At 56.6% G+C, this 19,367-nt stretch carries 12 protein-coding genes, 4 tRNA genes and 2 rRNA genes; all 18 read left to right on the forward strand.

Annotated features, from left to right (window positions below; translation table 11 throughout):
* Positions 1–71 precede the first annotated feature (71 nt).
* The 18 genes from ACNQP3_RS02250 (at position 72) to rpoC (ending at position 19,301) form a co-directional block, all read left to right on the forward strand.
* Positions 72–2,964: ribosomal RNA gene (locus ACNQP3_RS02250) — 23S ribosomal RNA — on the forward strand.
* 136 nt (positions 2,965–3,100) lie between these two features.
* Positions 3,101–3,216: ribosomal RNA gene (rrf, locus tag ACNQP3_RS02255) — 5S ribosomal RNA — on the forward strand.
* Positions 3,217–3,428: 212 nt separating this feature from the next.
* Positions 3,429–4,388, forward strand: a complete 960-nt coding sequence (gene birA, locus ACNQP3_RS02260; RefSeq protein WP_012270228.1) for a bifunctional biotin--[acetyl-CoA-carboxylase] ligase/biotin operon repressor BirA — start codon at positions 3,429–3,431, stop codon at positions 4,386–4,388.
* Positions 4,378–5,127 (forward strand): pantothenate kinase, encoded by a 750-nt coding sequence (locus tag ACNQP3_RS02265; protein ID WP_012270229.1) that lies wholly within the window; start codon positions 4,378–4,380, stop codon positions 5,125–5,127. Before birA ends, ACNQP3_RS02265 begins: the two co-directional genes overlap by 11 nt.
* 7 nt (positions 5,128–5,134) lie before the next feature.
* Positions 5,135–5,560: a hypothetical protein gene (locus tag ACNQP3_RS02270; RefSeq protein ID WP_012270230.1), complete on the forward strand. Its 426-nt coding sequence runs from the start codon at positions 5,135–5,137 to the stop codon at positions 5,558–5,560.
* Between the two features lie 152 nt (positions 5,561–5,712).
* Positions 5,713–5,796: transfer RNA gene (locus tag ACNQP3_RS02275), tRNA-Tyr, on the forward strand.
* 24 nt (positions 5,797–5,820) lie between these two features.
* Positions 5,821–5,894 (forward strand) — tRNA-Gly (locus ACNQP3_RS02280).
* A gap of 29 nt (positions 5,895–5,923) precedes the next feature.
* Positions 5,924–5,999: transfer RNA gene (locus ACNQP3_RS02285), tRNA-Thr, on the forward strand.
* Between the two features lie 78 nt (positions 6,000–6,077).
* Complete coding sequence (gene tuf, locus ACNQP3_RS02290; RefSeq protein WP_003255489.1) at positions 6,078–7,271, forward strand: elongation factor Tu; 1,194 nt, start codon at positions 6,078–6,080, stop codon at positions 7,269–7,271.
* Positions 7,272–7,325: 54 nt separating this feature from the next.
* A tRNA-Trp gene (locus tag ACNQP3_RS02295) sits at positions 7,326–7,401 on the forward strand.
* Between the two features lie 44 nt (positions 7,402–7,445).
* On the forward strand, positions 7,446–7,814 hold the full coding sequence (gene secE / locus ACNQP3_RS02300; RefSeq protein WP_012270231.1) for a preprotein translocase subunit SecE: 369 nt from the start codon (positions 7,446–7,448) through the stop codon (positions 7,812–7,814).
* 9 nt (positions 7,815–7,823) lie between these two features.
* Positions 7,824–8,357, forward strand: a complete 534-nt coding sequence (gene nusG / locus ACNQP3_RS02305; protein WP_003255501.1) for a transcription termination/antitermination protein NusG — start codon at positions 7,824–7,826, stop codon at positions 8,355–8,357.
* Positions 8,358–8,476: 119 nt separating this feature from the next.
* Positions 8,477–8,908, forward strand: a complete 432-nt coding sequence (gene rplK / locus ACNQP3_RS02310; RefSeq protein ID WP_003255500.1) for a 50S ribosomal protein L11 — start codon at positions 8,477–8,479, stop codon at positions 8,906–8,908.
* Positions 8,908–9,603, forward strand: coding sequence for a 50S ribosomal protein L1 (rplA, locus tag ACNQP3_RS02315; RefSeq protein ID WP_012270232.1), 696 nt, complete (start codon positions 8,908–8,910; stop codon positions 9,601–9,603). Before rplK ends, rplA begins: the two co-directional genes overlap by 1 nt.
* A gap of 197 nt (positions 9,604–9,800) precedes the next feature.
* Positions 9,801–10,301 (forward strand): 50S ribosomal protein L10, encoded by a 501-nt coding sequence (gene rplJ / locus ACNQP3_RS02320; protein ID WP_003255497.1) that lies wholly within the window; start codon positions 9,801–9,803, stop codon positions 10,299–10,301.
* Positions 10,302–10,378: 77 nt separating this feature from the next.
* A complete protein-coding gene (gene rplL / locus ACNQP3_RS02325) occupies positions 10,379–10,744 on the forward strand; it encodes a 50S ribosomal protein L7/L12 (RefSeq protein ID WP_003255496.1) in 366 nt (121 codons plus the stop codon).
* Positions 10,745–10,963: 219 nt separating this feature from the next.
* Positions 10,964–15,037 (forward strand): DNA-directed RNA polymerase subunit beta, encoded by a 4,074-nt coding sequence (gene rpoB, locus ACNQP3_RS02330; protein ID WP_012270233.1) that lies wholly within the window; start codon positions 10,964–10,966, stop codon positions 15,035–15,037.
* 64 nt (positions 15,038–15,101) lie between these two features.
* Complete coding sequence (gene rpoC / locus ACNQP3_RS02335) at positions 15,102–19,301, forward strand: DNA-directed RNA polymerase subunit beta' (protein WP_012270234.1); 4,200 nt, start codon at positions 15,102–15,104, stop codon at positions 19,299–19,301.
* Positions 19,302–19,367 lie beyond the last annotated feature (66 nt).

Consider the following 19,367-nt stretch of genomic DNA (forward strand, 5'->3'; position numbering starts at 1 on the left):
TCGAAAGAGCGACGTGCGAATTTTCGGCGAATGTCGTCTTCACAGTATAACCAGATTGCTTGGGGTTATATGGTCAAGTGAAGAAGCGCATACGGTGGATGCCTTGGCAGTCAGAGGCGATGAAAGACGTGGTAGCCTGCGATAAGCTTTGGGGAGTCGGCAAACAGACTGTGATCCAGAGATCTCTGAATGGGGGAACCCAGCCAGCATAAGCTGGTTATCTTGTACTGAATACATAGGTGCAAGAGGCGAACCAGGGGAACTGAAACATCTAAGTACCCTGAGGAAAAGAAATCAACCGAGATTCCCTTAGTAGTGGCGAGCGAACGGGGACCAGCCCTTAAGTTGGTTTGAGATTAGTGGAACGCTCTGGAAAGTGCGGCCATAGTGGGTGATAGCCCCGTACACGAAAATCTCTTATCAATGAAATCGAGTAGGACGGAGCACGAGAAACTTTGTCTGAATATGGGGGGACCATCCTCCAAGGCTAAATACTACTGACTGACCGATAGTGAACCAGTACCGTGAGGGAAAGGCGAAAAGAACCCCGGAGAGGGGAGTGAAATAGAACCTGAAACCGTATGCGTACAAGCAGTGGGAGCCTACTTTGTTAGGTGACTGCGTACCTTTTGTATAATGGGTCAGCGACTTATATTCAGTGGCGAGCTTAACCGAATAGGGGAGGCGTAGCGAAAGCGAGTCTTAATAGGGCGTTTAGTCGCTGGGTATAGACCCGAAACCGGGCGATCTATCCATGGGCAGGTTGAAGGTTAGGTAACACTGACTGGAGGACCGAACCGACTACCGTTGAAAAGTTAGCGGATGACCTGTGGATCGGAGTGAAAGGCTAATCAAGCTCGGAGATAGCTGGTTCTCCTCGAAAGCTATTTAGGTAGCGCCTCATGTATCACTGTAGGGGGTAGAGCACTGTTTCGGCTAGGGGGTCATCCCGACTTACCAAACCGATGCAAACTCCGAATACCTACAAGTGCCGAGCATGGGAGACACACGGCGGGTGCTAACGTCCGTCGTGAAAAGGGAAACAACCCAGACCGTCAGCTAAGGTCCCAAAGTCATGGTTAAGTGGGAAACGATGTGGGAAGGCTTAGACAGCTAGGAGGTTGGCTTAGAAGCAGCCACCCTTTAAAGAAAGCGTAATAGCTCACTAGTCGAGTCGGCCTGCGCGGAAGATGTAACGGGGCTCAAACCATGCACCGAAGCTACGGGTATCACCTTTTGGTGATGCGGTAGAGGAGCGTTCTGTAAGCCTGTGAAGGTGAGTTGAGAAGCTTGCTGGAGGTATCAGAAGTGCGAATGCTGACATGAGTAACGACAATGCGAGTGAAAAACTCGCACGCCGAAAGACCAAGGTTTCCTGCGCAACGTTAATCGACGCAGGGTTAGTCGGTCCCTAAGGCGAGGCTGAAAAGCGTAGTCGATGGAAAACAGGTTAATATTCCTGTACTTCCAGTTATTGCGATGGAGGGACGGAGAAGGTTAGGCCAGCCTGGCGTTGGTTGTCCAGGTTTAAGGTGGTAGGCTGGAATCTTAGGCAAATCCGGGATTTCAAGGCCGAGAGCTGATGACGAGTTGCCTTTAGGCGACGAAGTGGTTGATACCATGCTTCCAAGAAAAGCTCCTAAGCTTCAGATAACTGGGAACCGTACCCCAAACCGACACAGGTGGTTAGGTAGAGAATACCAAGGCGCTTGAGAGAACTCGGGTGAAGGAACTAGGCAAAATGGCACCGTAACTTCGGGAGAAGGTGCGCCGGCGAGGGTTAAGGACTTGCTCCGTAAGCCCATGCCGGTCGAAGATACCAGGCCGCTGCGACTGTTTATTAAAAACACAGCACTCTGCAAACACGAAAGTGGACGTATAGGGTGTGACGCCTGCCCGGTGCCGGAAGGTTAATTGATGGGGTTAGCGCAAGCGAAGCTCTTGATCGAAGCCCCGGTAAACGGCGGCCGTAACTATAACGGTCCTAAGGTAGCGAAATTCCTTGTCGGGTAAGTTCCGACCTGCACGAATGGCGTAACGATGGCGGCGCTGTCTCCACCCGAGACTCAGTGAAATTGAAATCGCTGTGAAGATGCAGTGTATCCGCGGCTAGACGGAAAGACCCCGTGAACCTTTACTATAGCTTTGCACTGGACTTTGAATTTGCTTGTGTAGGATAGGTGGGAGGCTTTGAAGTGGGGACGCCAGTTCTCATGGAGCCATCCTTGAAATACCACCCTGGCAACTTTGAGGTTCTAACTCAGGTCCGTTATCCGGATCGAGGACAGTGTATGGTGGGTAGTTTGACTGGGGCGGTCTCCTCCCAAAGAGTAACGGAGGAGTACGAAGGTGCGCTCAGACCGGTCGGAAATCGGTCGTAGAGTATAAAGGCAAAAGCGCGCTTGACTGCGAGACACACACGTCGAGCAGGTACGAAAGTAGGTCTTAGTGATCCGGTGGTTCTGTATGGAAGGGCCATCGCTCAACGGATAAAAGGTACTCCGGGGATAACAGGCTGATACCGCCCAAGAGTTCATATCGACGGCGGTGTTTGGCACCTCGATGTCGGCTCATCACATCCTGGGGCTGAAGCCGGTCCCAAGGGTATGGCTGTTCGCCATTTAAAGTGGTACGCGAGCTGGGTTTAGAACGTCGTGAGACAGTTCGGTCCCTATCTGCCGTGGACGTTTGAGATTTGAGAGGGGCTGCTCCTAGTACGAGAGGACCGGAGTGGACGAACCTCTGGTGTTCCGGTTGTCACGCCAGTGGCATTGCCGGGTAGCTATGTTCGGAAGAGATAACCGCTGAAAGCATCTAAGCGGGAAACTTGCCTCAAGATGAGATCTCACTGGGATCTTGAATCCCCTAAAGGGCCGTCGAAGACTACGACGTTGATAGGTTGGGTGTGTAAGCGCTGTGAGGCGTTGAGCTAACCAATACTAATTGCCCGTGAGGCTTGACCATATAACACCCAAGCAATTTGTGCGTCAGCCAAATTGCGGTGGTGAAGATGATACGAACCGAAAGTTCGCAACGAACCACACAATCACATATCCGAATTCGCTGGGCTGTCCATCTGGACATTCTGGCTACAGAATTTCTTGACGACCATAGAGCATTGGAACCACCTGATCCCATCCCGAACTCAGCAGTGAAACGATGCATCGCCGATGGTAGTGTGGGGTTTCCCCATGTGAGAGTAGGTCATCGTCAAGATTCATTTCGCAAAACCCCTATCTGCGCATGCAGGTAGGGGTTTTGTCTTTGTGGCGAAAAAATTCTGGCGCCTGTAGGAACGGGCAAGCCTGCGACGCAGGCGACGCGGTGTTCGCGCCTGCATCTGCAAACGCTCCGGCGGCAGGCCCTTTTCCTATGCAAGCCAACAGCCCATGGCTATCATGCCTGCCTTATTCCAAGTCGAGACTGGCATGCTGAAGTTGTTGAATCTTCTCAAGGATGGCCGGTTCCATTCCGGAGAAGCTCTGGGGGAAGCCCTCGGGGTGAGTCGCAGCGCCGTTTGGAAACAGCTGCAGCACCTGGAAGGCGAGCTGAACCTCACCATTCACAAGGTTCGTGGGCGCGGCTATCAGCTGGCGACACCACTAGCTTTGCTCGAGGCTCAGGCAATAGCCGGCTTTGCCGAAAGCGAGCAGTGGCCGGTTTTCATCCATGAAAGCGTCGACTCGACCAATGCCGAAGGCTTGAGGCTTGCCAATCAGGGGCAGGCAGCGCCATTTGTGGTGCTGGCTGAGCGGCAGAGTGCCGGCCGCGGTCGACGTGGCCGCCAATGGGTCAGCCCATTTGCCGAGAACCTCTATTACAGCCTTGTCTTGCGTGTGGATGGCGGCATGCGCCAGCTCGAAGGCTTGAGCCTGGTGGTGGGGGTTGCGGTAATGCGCACTCTGCAGGCGTTCGGCGTAAAAGATGTAGGGCTCAAATGGCCCAATGACGTGTTGGTTCGCGGGCAGAAGATCACCGGTATTCTCCTGGAGCTGGTGGGTGATCCGGCCGACGTCTGTCATGTGGTACTGGGTATCGGTATCAATGTGAACATGCAGGCCAACGACCAGGTCGACCAGGAGTGGACCTCGATGCGACGTGAGGTGGGTGCGGCAATAGATCGCAACCACTTGGTAGCGTCGCTCAATCAGCAATTGCAGCATGAATTGGCACGTCATCGTCGCTATGGGTTTGCCGCATTCCAAGAGGAGTGGGAGCAGGCGCACCTTTGGCAAGGGCGCAATGTTTCACTGGTTGCCGGCAGTACGCGTATTGATGGCGTGGTTCTTGGCGTCGACGGGCAGGGCGGCTTGCGCCTTGAGGTGGACGGAGTTGAAAAGAGCTTCAGTGGTGGTGAGCTCAGTTTGAGGTTGCGTGATGATTCTTGAGCTCGACTGCGGTAACAGCTTCATCAAGTGGCGGGTAATTCATGCTGCTGACGCAGTGATTGAAGGTGGCGGGATCGTCGATTCCGATCAAGCGCTGCTGGCTGCAGTGGCGGCGCTGGCTTCAGTGCGTCTAACGGGCTGTCGTATTGTCAGTGTGCGCAGCGAGGAAGAAACCGATGCGCTTTGTGCGTTGATTGCCCAGGCTTTTGCCGTGCAGGCGCGCGTTGCGCATCCGGCACAGAGCATGGCCGGTGTGCGCAACGGTTATGACGACTATCAGCGCCTGGGTATGGACCGTTGGCTGGCTGCGCTGGGTGCATTTCACCTGGCCGGGGGCGCGTGCCTGGTAATCGACCTGGGGACTGCCGCCAAAGCGGACTTTGTTGCTGCGGACGGCGAGCACCTGGGCGGCTACATCTGCCCGGGGATGCCCTTGATGCGCAGCCAGTTGCGTACTCACACCCGGCGTATCCGCTATGACGATGCTTCCGCTGAGCGTGCACTGACTAGCTTGTCACCGGGTCGCTCCACCGTCGAGGCGGTAGAGCGCGGTTGCGTGTTAATGCTTCAGGGCTTTGCCCGCACCCAGCTCGAGCAGGCACGCGCGCTTTGGGGGGAGGCATTCACAGTGTTCCTTACTGGCGGCGATGCACCGCTGGTGAGGGAGGCCGTACCGCAGGCGCGTGTCGTACCGGACCTGGTTTTCGTTGGCCTGGCCATGGCCTGCCCATTGGATTGAGGTGCCTATGCGTTGGTTGTTTCTGCTGTTACTGGTGCTTAACGTCTTCTATTACGTGTGGCATCAGCAGGAAGCACCGCTGAAGGTCAAGGAAGTCGCCCCACTGTCTCTGTACAAGGGGAATCAGCAAGAAATCCGTCTGTTACGTGAAACGGGTGTGTCGGCGCCAGCCAAGCGCCGTGATGAATGCCTGGTAGTGGGGGGAGTGGAGCAGCAGGAGCAGTTGGAAGCACTGCGCCAGCGCCTGCTGAGCCTGGATATTGCCACCCTGCCAGTGATGGGGCAGTTGCCTGGAGCGGATGGGCGCTGGCTCAAGGTGGCCCCGGAAAGCGAGCGTTTGCTGGACCAAACGGTACTCTCGGCTCTTTCCAATGATTTCAAAGACTTAAAACATAAAATTATTTTCTGCCAGGGTATTGCAACTGGCGAATAGCTTGATAGAATGGCGCCCGCTTCACAGGGAACACCACTCAGGTGGTAGAGCTGGAAGCGGTGTCAAAGCAGCTAAGTTTCAGATTTGATTGAAAAAATTTGAAAAAACGCTTGACACTAGGACGGCAGACAAATAGAATGCCGGCCACATCTGGAGGGATTCCCGAGCGGTCAAAGGGGACGGACTGTAAATCCGTTGCGAGAGCTTCGAAGGTTCGAATCCTTCTCCCTCCACCAGTTTTAGCGAGAGCCGCAAGCTCCGCGGGTATAGTTTAGTGGTAGAACCTCAGCCTTCCAAGCTGATGATGCGGGTTCGATTCCCGCTACCCGCTCCAAGTTTGCTGGGTTTTGCACAAAGTGTTTCGCTCTTGTAGCTCAGTTGGTAGAGCACACCCTTGGTAAGGGTGAGGTCAGCGGTTCAAGTCCGCTCAAGAGCTCCATATAAACAAGGCAGATATGAAAATATCTGCCTTTGTTTTATCAGCGCAAGACTATTTCTTCTGCGGAGGATTGTATCGATGGCTAAGGAAAAGTTTGATCGTTCCCTTCCCCACGTTAACGTCGGCACTATCGGCCACGTTGACCACGGTAAGACCACTCTGACCGCAGCTCTGACTCGCGTTTGCTCCGAAGTTTTCGGTTCGGCAATCGTTGAGTTCGACAAGATCGACTCGGCTCCGGAAGAAAAAGCGCGCGGTATCACCATCAACACCGCTCACGTTGAGTACAACTCGACCATTCGTCACTACGCTCACGTTGACTGCCCAGGTCACGCTGACTACGTGAAGAACATGATCACCGGTGCTGCCCAGATGGACGGCGCGATCCTGGTTTGCTCGGCCGCCGATGGTCCGATGCCGCAAACCCGTGAGCACATCCTGCTGTCCCGTCAGGTTGGCGTTCCGTACATCGTGGTCTTCCTGAACAAGGCTGACCTGGTAGACGACGCTGAGCTGCTGGAACTGGTCGAGATGGAAGTTCGCGACCTGCTGTCCACCTACGACTTCCCAGGCGACGACACTCCGATCATCATCGGTTCCGCTCGTATGGCCCTGGAAGGCAAAGACGACAACGAAATGGGCACTACCGCTGTTAAGAAGCTGGTAGAGACTCTGGACAGCTACATTCCTGAGCCAGTTCGTGCCATCGACCAGCCGTTCCTGATGCCGATCGAAGACGTATTCTCGATCTCGGGTCGTGGTACCGTTGTTACCGGTCGTATCGAGCGTGGTATCGTCCGCGTTCAGGATCCGCTGGAAATCGTTGGTCTGCGTGACACCACCACCACCACCTGCACCGGCGTTGAGATGTTCCGCAAGCTGCTGGACGAAGGTCGTGCTGGCGAGAACTGCGGCGTTCTGCTGCGTGGTACCAAGCGTGACGACGTTGAGCGTGGCCAGGTTCTGGTCAAGCCAGGTTCGGTCAAGCCGCACACCAAGTTCACCGCAGAAGTCTACGTTCTGTCGAAAGAAGAAGGCGGTCGTCACACTCCGTTCTTCAAAGGCTACCGTCCACAGTTCTACTTCCGTACCACTGACGTGACCGGTAACTGCGAACTGCCGGAAGGCGTTGAAATGGTAATGCCAGGTGACAACATTCAGATGACTGTTACCCTGATCAAGACCATCGCAATGGAAGACGGTCTGCGCTTCGCAATCCGTGAAGGCGGTCGTACCGTCGGCGCCGGTGTCGTAGCAAAAATTATTGAATAAGTAGTTGATTTACTTGATCAGGCCGGTATAATTGCCGGCCTGATACAGCGTTACAGGTCAGTAGCTCAATTGGCAGAGCGACGGTCTCCAAAACCGTAGGTTGGGGGTTCGATTCCCTCCTGACCTGCCATTTCACTTCGGTGTGATGGCTTTCTTCTTACAGGATCCTCCTCGATGACTCCCAAAACTGAAGCCCAAGAATCGCGTTTTGATCTGTTCAAGTGGCTGGCTGTAGTGGCTTTGGTGGTTGTTGGTGTTGTGGGTAATCAATACTACTCCGCCTCTCCAATCCTGTATCGCGTTCTCGCACTTCTCGTCCTGGCTGCTGTCGCGGGCTTTGTAGCTCTGCAGACTGCGAAGGGCAAGTCGTTCTTTTCGCTTGCGAAGGAAGCTCGTACCGAGATTCGTAAAGTCGTGTGGCCGACCCGCCAGGAAACCACCCAGACCACGCTGATTGTCGTGGCTGTTGTGCTGGTTATGGCACTGCTGCTGTGGGGTCTTGATTCCCTGCTCGGCTGGGCGGTCTCCTTGATCGTTGGCTAAAGGTGTCCCGTGGCTAAGCGTTGGTATGTTGTGCATGCTTACTCGGGTTACGAGAAGCATGTAATGCGCTCCCTGATTGAGCGCGTCAAGCTGGCTGGCATGGAAGACGGTTTCGGCGAGATCCTGGTCCCGACCGAAGAAGTCGTCGAAATGCGCAACGGCCAGAAGCGCAAGAGTGAGCGTAAATTCTTCCCTGGCTATGTATTGGTCCAGATGGAGATGAACGAAGGGACTTGGCACTTGGTCAAGGATACCCCTCGTGTGATGGGCTTTATCGGTGGTACTGCAGATAAGCCTGCGCCGATCACTGATAAAGAAGCTGAGGCTATCCTGCGTCGTGTTGCCGACGGCAGCGACAAGCCGAAGCCGAAGACGCTGTTCGAGCCAGGTGAAGTGGTTCGAGTCATTGACGGTCCGTTCGCTGACTTCAATGGTAGTGTCGAAGAGGTTAACTACGAAAAGAGCCGCCTGCAGGTTGCAGTGCTCATTTTCGGTCGCTCTACTCCGGTGGAGCTCGAGTTCAGCCAGGTCGAAAAGGTCTAGGCGGACGAAGCATCCCAAACCCCGCAGCCCTGTGTGTTGCGGGGTTTTGTCGTCACTGGGATAAAACGCAAGTCATCCGGGGAGCCATCAGGCGTTTGTACCCGATTTTGGAGTAGCTCATGGCTAAGAAGATTCAGGCTTACATCAAGCTGCAAGTTAAGGCCGGCCAGGCCAACCCAAGCCCACCCGTTGGTCCAGCACTGGGTCAACATGGTGTGAACATCATGGAATTCTGCAAGGCCTTCAACGCCCGTACTCAGGGTCAAGAAGCCGGCCTGCCGACTCCAGTGATCATCACTGTCTACAGCGACCGTAGCTTCACCTTCGAGACCAAGAGCACCCCTGCCTCGGTTCTGCTGAAGAAAGCTGCTGGCCTGACCAGTGGTTCGGCTCGTCCGAACACCGTTAAAGTCGGTACCGTTACCCGTGCTCAGCTGGAAGACATCGCCAAAGCTAAACAGGCTGATCTGACTGCCGCTGACCTGGATGCTGCTGTACGCACCATCGCTGGCTCTGCCCGCAGCATGGGCCTGAACGTGGAGGGTGTGTAATGGCTAAGCTGACCAAGCGCCAAAAGGCAATCGCCGAAAAAATCGAAGCAGGCAAGTCCTACAACTTCGAAGAAGCGGCAACTCTGCTGGCTTCGCTGCCTGCTGCCAAGTTCGTCGAGTCCTACGACATCGCCGTTAACCTCGGTGTTGACCCGCGTAAATCCGACCAGGTCGTACGTAGCGCTACTGTGCTGCCACACGGCACTGGTAAGACCGTTCGCGTTGCTGTCTTCACCCAGGGTCCAGCTGCTGAAGCCGCTCTGGCTGCCGGCGCTGACCGTGTAGGTATGGACGATCTGGCTGCCGAAATGAAAGCCGGCGACCTGAACTATGACGTCGTCATCGCATCGCCTGATGCCATGCGCGTTGTAGGTCAACTGGGTCAGGTTCTGGGTCCTCGCGGCCTGATGCCTAACCCGAAAGTTGGTACCGTTAGCCCAGACGTAGCCACTGCCGTGAAAAACGCCAAGGCTGGTCAGGTTCGCTACCGTACCGACAAAAACGGTATCATCCACACTTCCGTTGGCAAGGTCGGCTTTGAAGCTGGCAAGCTGAAGGAAAACGTTGAGGCCCTGATCGCTGATCTGAAGCGTATCAAGCCAGCTTCTTCGAAAGGTATCTACGTCAAGCGCGTTACCCTGAGCACCACCATGGGCCCAGGTCTGGTCATCGATCAGAGCTCGCTGAACGTGTAAGAACATGGCGGCGCGACCAGTCGCGCCGCCAGCAAAAATTGGGGTCCCTGCCTGGCGGGGGCTATCCAAGACCGTAGGCGGCGCAAGCCTTAAAACACCAGCCCACGCAGATGGTGCTCCCGATTCGTTACCGAATCAGACACCAAAACGACATCCGGCTTCGGCCAGATGAAACGGTAAAAACCAGGAGTAAACCCGTGGCAATTAAACTCGAAGACAAGAAGGCCATCGTCGCTGAAGTCAACGAGGCTGCCAAAGTCGCTCTGTCCGCTGTCGTGGCCGATGCCCGTGGTGTGACTGTAAGCGCAATGACCGGACTCCGTAAAGAGGCCCGCGAAGCTGGCGTTTACGTACGTGTTGTACGTAACACCCTGCTCAAGCGCGCTGTTGAAGGCACCGAATTTTCGATCCTCAACGACGCGTTCAAAGGCCCGACCCTGATTGCTTTCTCCAACGAACACCCGGGCGCTGCTGCTCGTCTGTTCAAAGAGTTCGCCAAGGGTCAGGACAAGTTCGAGATCAAGGCAGCTGCGTTTGACGGCAATTTCATTGCAGCGAACCAGATCGACGTGTTGGCTACCCTGCCGACCCGCGACGAAGCTATTGCACGACTGATGAGCGTTATCCAAGGCGCCACCAGCAAGCTGGCTCGTACTCTGGCAGCCATTCGCGACCAGAAAGAAGCTACCGCTGCCTAAGGCACGCGAACTCTTTCAAAATCATACGTTTAATTTGATGGCTGCGTAGGCTGTCACCCCAATACAGGATTTAAGTCATGTCTCTGACTAACGAACAAATCATCGAAGCAATCGGCCAGAAAACCGTTCTGGAAGTTGTTGAGCTGATCAAAGCAATGGAAGAAACCTTCGGCGTTACCGCTGCTGTTGCCGCTGCTGGCCCAGCTGCTGCTGCTGCCGTTGTTGAAGAGCAGACCGAGTTCAACGTTGTTCTGGTTGAAGCCGGCGACAAGAAAGTGAACGTGATCAAAGCCGTTCGCGAACTGACCGGTCTGGGCCTGAAAGAAGCCAAAGAGAAAGTCGATGGCGCTCCTCAGGTAGTAGCTGAAGGCGTTTCGAAAGAAGCCGCTGAAGACGCTAAGAAGAAGCTGGAAGAAGCAGGCGCCAAAGTCGAGCTGAAGTAATCTCGACTGTGCGATGCCAGCCTGAGCGTTGAGCGAAGGCTGATGGCTGGTGGCTTATGCCACCGGCCTTTTTCCGTTATTGGTGGCCGGTCAGGCCGGTCCCGATAACGAGCTGCAAGACACCCATGTGGGTGGCGCAAACCAAGGGGTTTGCACGATTTTCTGGCTGCTCCCGCCGGGAGAAGCCAAACAAGCAGGTGACCAAGCTGGGGAACGCTGATGGCTTACTCATACACTGAGAAAAAACGTATCCGCAAGGACTTTAGCAAGTTGCCGGACGTAATGGATGTGCCTTACCTCCTGGCCATCCAGCTGGATTCGTATCGCGAATTCCTGCAAGCGGGAGCATCCAAGGATCACTTCCGCGACGTCGGCCTGCACGCGGCCTTCAAATCGGTATTCCCGATCATCAGCTACTCCGGCAATGCTGCCCTGGAGTACGTAGGCTATCGCCTGGGCGAGCCCGCCTTCGATGTGAAGGAATGTGTCCTGCGTGGCGTGACCTTCGCGGTCCCACTGCGGGTCAAGGTGCGCCTGATCATCTTCGACAAGGAATCGTCGAACAAAGCGATCAAGGACATCAAAGAGCAAGAAGTCTACATGGGTGAAATCCCCCTGATGACTGAGAACGGTACCTTCGTTATCAACGGTACCGAGCGTGTGATCGTTTCCCAGCTGCACCGTTCGCCTGGTGTGTTCTTCGACCACGACCGTGGCAAGACTCACAGCTCCGGCAAGCTGCTGTACTCCGCTCGCATCATCCCTTACCGCGGCTCCTGGCTGGACTTCGAGTTCGACCCGAAGGACTGCGTGTTCGTGCGTATCGACCGTCGCCGCAAACTGCCGGCCTCGGTGCTTCTGCGCGCCCTGGGTTACAGCACTGAAGAAGTGCTGAACACCTTCTATACCACCAACGTGTTCCACATTTCCGGCGAGAAACTCAGCCTGGAACTGGTGCCGCAGCGTCTGCGTGGTGAAGTTGCAGTCATGGACATCCATGACGAAACCGGCAAAGTCATCGTTGAGCAAGGCCGTCGTATCACCGCGCGCCACATCAACCAGCTCGAAAAAGCCGGCGTCAAGCAGCTGGACGTTCCAATGGAATACGTCCTGGGTCGCACTACCGCCAAGGCTATCGTGCATCCGGCTACCGGCGAGATCCTCGCTGAATGCAACACCGAGATGACCACCGAACTGCTGATCAAGGTCGCCAAGGCGCAGGTTGTCCGTATCGAGACCCTGTACACCAACGACATTGATTGCGGTCCGTTCATCTCCGACACCCTGAAGATCGACACCACCAGCAACCAGCTGGAAGCTCTGGTCGAAATCTACCGCATGATGCGTCCAGGCGAGCCGCCAACCAAGGATGCAGCCGAGACCCTGTTCAACAACCTGTTCTTCAGCGCCGAGCGTTACGACCTGTCGGCCGTAGGCCGCATGAAGTTCAACCGTCGTATCGGTCGTACCGAGATCGAAGGTTCGGGCGTGCTGAGCAAGGAAGACATCGTCGAGGTCCTGAAGACCCTGGTCGATATCCGTAACGGCAAGGGCATCGTCGACGACATCGACCACCTGGGTAACCGTCGCGTACGTTGCGTCGGCGAAATGGCTGAAAACCAGTTCCGTGTTGGTCTGGTGCGCGTCGAGCGTGCGGTCAAGGAACGTCTGTCGATGGCAGAAAGCGAAGGCCTGATGCCGCAAGACCTGATCAACGCCAAGCCGGTTGCGGCGGCGGTGAAAGAGTTCTTCGGTTCCAGCCAGCTGTCCCAGTTCATGGACCAGAACAACCCGCTCTCCGAGATCACCCACAAGCGCCGCGTTTCCGCACTCGGCCCTGGCGGTCTGACCCGTGAGCGTGCCGGCTTCGAAGTTCGTGACGTACACCCGACCCACTACGGCCGTGTGTGCCCGATCGAGACCCCTGAAGGTCCGAACATCGGCCTGATCAACTCCCTGGCGGCCTATGCCCGCACCAACCAGTACGGTTTCCTGGAAAGCCCGTACCGCGTGGTGAAGGAAGGCGTTGTCAGCGACGACATCGTGTTCCTGTCGGCCATTGAAGAAGCGGATCACGTCATCGCCCAGGCTTCGGCCGCGATGAACGAGAAGAAGCAACTGATCGATGAGCTGGTAGCTGTTCGTCACCTCAACGAATTCACCGTCAAGGCGCCGGAAGACGTCACCCTGATGGACGTTTCGCCGAAGCAGGTTGTTTCTGTTGCTGCGTCGCTGATTCCGTTCCTTGAGCACGACGACGCCAACCGTGCATTGATGGGCTCGAACATGCAGCGTCAGGCTGTACCGACCCTGCGTGCTGACAAGCCGCTGGTAGGTACCGGCATGGAGCGCAACGTTGCCCGTGACTCCGGTGTATGCGTGGTTGCTCGCCGCGGTGGTGTAATCGATTCGGTCGACGCCAGCCGTATCGTTGTTCGCGTTAACGACGACGAGGTGGAAACCGGTGAAGCAGGTGTAGATATCTACAACCTGACCAAATACACCCGTTCGAACCAGAACACCTGCATCAACCAGCGTCCGCTGGTGAGCAAGGGTGACAAGGTTCAGCGTAGCGACATCATGGCCGACGGCCCGTCCACCGACATGGGTGAGCTGGCACTGGGTCAGAACATGCGCATCGCGTTCATGGCGTGGAACGGCTTCAACTTCGAAGACTCCATCTGCCTGTCCGAGCGTGTGGTTCAGGAAGACCGCTTCACCACCATCCACATTCAGGAACTGACCTGTGTGGCGCGTGACACCAAGCTTGGCCCAGAGGAAATCACTGCGGACATCCCGAACGTGGGTGAAGCTGCACTGAACAAGCTGGACGAAGCCGGTATCGTTTACGTAGGTGCTGAAGTCGGCGCTGGCGACATCCTGGTCGGCAAAGTCACGCCAAAAGGCGAAACCCAGCTGACTCCGGAAGAAAAACTGCTGCGCGCAATCTTCGGTGAGAAGGCCAGCGACGTTAAGGACACCTCCCTGCGTGTGCCAACCGGCACCAAGGGTACTGTCATCGACGTACAGGTCTTCACCCGTGATGGCGTCGAGCGCGACAGCCGCGCCCTGGCCATCGAGAAGATGCAGCTGGACGAGATCCGCAAGGACCTCAACGAAGAGTTCCGCATCGTCGAAGGTGCAACCTTCGAGCGTCTGCGTTCTGCCCTGAACGGCCAGGTGGTCGACGGTGGCGCGGGCCTGAAGAAAGGCACCGTGATCACTGACGAAGTGCTGGACGGTCTGGAGCACGGCCAGTGGTTCAAGCTGCGCATGGCTGAAGATGCACTGAACGAGCAGCTGGAAAAGGCTCAGCAGTACATCGTCGACCGTCGCCGTCTGCTGGACGACAAGTTCGAAGACAAGAAGCGCAAGCTGCAGCAGGGCGATGACCTGGCGCCGGGCGTACTGAAGATCGTCAAGGTTTACCTGGCAATCCGCCGTCGCATCCAGCCGGGTGACAAGATGGCCGGTCGTCACGGTAACAAAGGTGTTGTCTCGGTAATCATGCCGGTAGAAGACATGCCGCACGATGCCAACGGTACTCCGGTTGACGTCGTACTGAACCCGCTGGGCGTACCTTCGCGTATGAACGTTGGTCAGATCCTTGAAACCCACCTGGGCCTGGCGGCCAAGGGCCTGGGCGAGAAGATCGACCGCATGCTCGAAGAGCAGCGCAAAGCCGCTGAGCTGCGCGTGTTCCTGACCGAGGTCTACAACGAGATCGGCGGTCGTCAGGAAAACCTCGACGAGTTCACCGACGAAGAGATCCTGGCCCTGGCCAACAACCTGAAGAAAGGCGTGCCTATGGCTACCCCGGTCTTCGATGGTGCCAAGGAACGCGAGATCAAGGCCATGCTGAAGCTGGCCGACCTGCCAGAGAGCGGCCAGATGGTGCTGTTCGATGGCCGTACCGGCAACAAGTTCGAGCGCCCTGTGACCGTTGGTTACATGTACATGCTCAAGCTGAACCACTTGGTGGACGACAAGATGCACGCGCGTTCCACTGGTTCCTACAGTCTGGTTACCCAACAGCCGCTGGGTGGTAAGGCGCAGTTCGGTGGTCAGCGTTTCGGGGAGATGGAAGTGTGGGCGCTGGAAGCATACGGCGCGGCATACACCCTGCAAGAAATGCTCACAGTGAAGTCGGACGACGTGAACGGCCGTACCAAGATGTACAAGAACATCGTGGATGGCGATCACCGTATGGAGCCGGGCATGCCCGAGTCCTTCAACGTGTTGATCAAAGAGATCCGTTCGCTCGGTATCGATATCGATCTGGAAACCGAATAACACGTGACGCGAAGGGGAGTGGGGCAGGTAATGCCCGCTCCCTGCTCCGCCAGGAGGAAAGGCCTTGAAAGACCTACTGAATTTGCTGAAAAACCAGGGTCAAGTCGAAGAGTTCGACGCCATCCGTATCGGTCTGGCGTCGCCTGAAATGATCCGTTCGTGGTCGTTCGGTGAAGTTAAGAAGCCGGAAACCATCAACTACCGTACGTTCAAGCCTGAGCGCGACGGCCTGTTCTGCGCCAAGATCTTTGGCCCAGTCAAGGACTACGAGTGCCTGTGCGGCAAGTACAAGCGCCTCAAGCACCGCGGTGTGATCTGCGAGAAGTGCGGCGTTGAAGTTGCCTTGGCGAAGGTTCGTCGTGAGCGCATGGCGCACATCGAACTGGCCTCGCCAGTTGCTCACATCTGGTTCCTGAAATCGCTGCCGTCCCGTATCGGCTTGCTGATGGACATGACCCTGCGTGACATCGAGCGCGTGCTCTACTTCGAGAGCTATGTCGTTATCGATCCGGGCATGACCACCCTGGAGAAGGGCCAGCTGCTGAACGATGAGCAGTACTTCGAAGCGCTGGAAGAGTTCGGTGACGACTTCGACGCCCGCATGGGTGCCGAGGCTGTCCGCGAGCTGCTGCACGCTATCGACCTGGAGCACGAGATTGGCCGCCTGCGCGAAGAAATTCCGCAGACCAACTCGGAAACCAAGATCAAGAAGCTGTCCAAGCGCCTGAAGCTGATGGAAGCTTTCCAGGGCTCGGGCAACCTGCCTGAGTGGATGGTCCTGACCGTCCTGCCAGTGCTGCCGCCGGATCTGCGTCCGCTGGTACCGCTGGATGGTGGCCGCTTCGCGACCTCCGACCTGAACGACCTGTATCGTCGGGTGATCAACCGTAACAACCGTCTGAAGCGCCTGCTGGATCTGTCGGCGCCAGACATCATCGTGCGCAACGAAAAGCGCATGCTGCAGGAAGCGGTCGACGCCCTGCTGGACAACGGCCGTCGCGGTCGCGCCATCACTGGCTCGAACAAGCGTCCGCTGAAGTCCCTGGCTGACATGATCAAAGGTAAGCAAGGTCGTTTCCGTCAGAACTTGCTCGGTAAGCGCGTGGACTACTCCGGTCGTTCGGTAATTACCGTAGGCCCGACCCTGCGTCTGCACCAGTGCGGTCTGCCGAAGAAGATGGCCCTCGAGCTGTTCAAGCCGTTCATTTTCGGCAAGCTTGAAATGCGTGGTCTGGCGACCACCATCAAGGCTGCCAAGAAGATGGTCGAGCGCGAGCTGCCAGAGGTGTGGGACGTTCTCGCCGAAGTGATTCGCGAACACCCCGTACTGCTCAACCGTGCACCAACACTGCACCGTCTGGGTATCCAGGCCTTTGAGCCGGTACTGATCGAAGGTAAGGCTATTCAGCTGCACCCGCTGGTCTGTGCCGCGTACAACGCCGACTTCGACGGTGACCAGATGGCTGTTCACGTGCCGCTGACGCTGGAAGCCCAGCTCGAAGCGCGCGCGCTGATGATGTCGACCAACAACATCCTGTCGCCAGCCAACGGTGAGCCAATCATCGTTCCGTCGCAGGACGTTGTACTGGGTCTGTACTACATGACCCGTGAAGCCATCAACGCCAAGGGTGAAGGTCGCGTATTTGCCGACCTGCAGGAAGTCGACCGCGTATTCCGCGCCGGCGAGGCTGCCTTGCACGCGAAAATCAAGGTTCGTATCAACGAAACCGTGAAAGATCGTGATGGCAGCGTGACCAAGAACACCCGCATCGTCGACACCACCGTTGGCCGTGCGCTGCTGTTCCAGGTTGTACCGGCAGGTCTGCCGTACGACGTGGTCAACCAGCCGATGAAGAAGAAAGCGATCTCCAAGCTGATCAACCAGTGCTACCGCGTGGTGGGTCTGAAAGAGACCGTCATCTTCGCTGACCAACTGATGTACACCGGTTTCGCTTACTCCACCATCTCTGGCGTGTCCATTGGTGTGAACGACTTTGTCATCCCTGATGAGAAAGCGCGCATCATCAACAGCGCTACCGATGAAGTGAAGGAAATCGAGAGCCAGTACGCTTCCGGCCTGGTAACCCAGGGCGAGAAGTACAACAAAGTCATCGACTTGTGGTCCAAGGCGAACGACGAAGTGTCCAAGGCGATGATGGCCAACCTCTCGAAAGAGAAGGTCATCGACCGCGAGGGTAAGGAAGTCGAGCAAGAGTCCTTCAACTCGATGTACATGATGGCTGACTCGGGTGCGCGGGGTTCTGCGGCCCAGATCCGTCAGCTGGCCGGTATGCGTGGTCTGATGGCCAAGCCGGACGGCTCGATCATCGAGACGCCGATCACTGCGAACTTCCGTGAAGGTCTGAGCGTACTTCAGTACTTCATCTCGACTCACGGTGCTCGTAAGGGTCTGGCGGATACCGCCTTGAAGACTGCTAACTCCGGTTACCTGACTCGTCGTCTGGTAGACGTGGCGCAAGACCTGGTCGTGACCGAGATCGACTGCGGCACCGACCATGGCCTGCTGATGACTCCGCACATCGAAGGCGGTGACGTTGTAGAGCCGCTGGGTGAGCGTGTACTGGGTCGTGTAATCGCCCGTGACGTATTCAAGCCAGGTACCGAAGATGTCATCGTTCCAGCCGGTACGCTGGTCGACGAGCAGTGGGTCGAATTCATCGAGCTGAACAGCATCGACGAAGTTATCGTACGCTCGCCGATCAACTGCGAAACCCGCTACGGCATCTGCGCCAAGTGCTACGGTCGTGACCTGGCGCGTGGTCACCAGGTGAACATCGGTGAAGCTGTCGGCGTTATCGCTGCGCAGTCGATCGGTGAGCCGGGTACCCAGCTGACCATGCGTACGTTCCACATCGGTGGTGCTGCAAGCCGTACTTCGGCAGCTGACAGCGTCCAGGTTAAGAACGGCGGTATGGTGCGTCTGCACAACCTGAAGCAGGTTGAGCGTGCCGACGGCAACTTGGTTGCTGTATCGCGTTCCGGTGAGTTGGCCATCGCCGACGAATTCGGTCGTGAGCGTGAGCGTTACAAGCTGCCTTACGGTGCGGTGATTTCGGTCAAGGAAGGTGAAAAGGTCGAAGCTGGCGCCATCGTCGCCAAGTGGGACCCGCACACCCACCCGATCGTTACCGAGCTGAAAGGTACCGTGACCTTCGTGGGCATGGAAGAAAACATCACCATCAAGCGTCAGACCGATGAGCTGACCGGCTTGACCAACATTGAAGTACTGGACGTCAAGGATCGCCCTGCCGCAGGCAAGGAAATCCGTCCGGCAATCAAGATGGTCGATGCCAATGGCAAGGATCTGTACCTGCCTGGTACCGACGTACCGGCTCAGTACTTCCTGCCAGCCAACGCCCTCGTTGGTGTGGCTGACGGTGCCCAGATCGGTGTTGGTGACGTTATCGCGCGTATCCCGCAAGAAACGTCGAAAACCCGTGACATCACCGGTGGTCTGCCGCGCGTTGCCGACTTGTTCGAAGCGCGCCGTCCGAAAGAAGCCTCGATTCTGGCTGAAGTCAGCGGCACCATCGCATTCGGTAAAGAGACCAAGGGCAAGCGTCGCCTGGTAATCACTCCGACCGACGGTAGCGATCCGTACGAAGAGCTGATTCCGAAGTGGCGCCACCTGAACGTCTTCGAAGGTGAGCAGGTAAACCGCGGTGAAGTTATCTCCGACGGCCCGAGCGATCCGCACGACATCCTGCGTCTGCTGGGTGTGAGCGCGCTGGCGAAGTACATCGTCAACGAGATCCAGGACGTTTACCGTCTGCAAGGCGTGAAGATCAACGACAAGCACATCGAGACCATCCTGCGTCAGATGCTGCGCAAGGTCGAGATCTCCGAGTCGGGCGATTCCAGCTTCATCAAGGGCGACCAGATGGAACTGACTCACGTACTGGTCGAGAACGAGCGTCTCGCCGGCGAGGACAAGTTCATCTCGAAGTTCACTCGCGTGCTGCTGGGTATCACCAAGGCGTCGCTGTCGACCGAATCGTTCATCTCCGCGGCTTCCTTCCAGGAAACCACCCGCGTACTGACCGAAGCGGCGGTAACCGGCAAGCGCGATTACCTGCGCGGCCTGAAAGAGAACGTGGTCGTGGGTCGTCTGATCCCGGCTGGTACTGGTCTGGCCTACCACAGCGAGCGCAAGCGTCGCCGTGATGCCGACAAGCCGCTGCGCGTAAGTGCCAGTGAGGTGGAAGCCGCACTGACCGAAGCGCTGAATTCCAGCGGTAACTAAGTACAGGGCAGGGCCCCGACCAGCCTCGAACGGGCATCGGCGACATAAAATGTTGCCGATGATCGG

The sequence above is a fragment of the Pseudomonas sp. LFS074 genome, from assembly GCF_047978165.1.
GTDB lineage: Bacteria > Pseudomonadota > Gammaproteobacteria > Pseudomonadales > Pseudomonadaceae > Aquipseudomonas > Aquipseudomonas putida_P.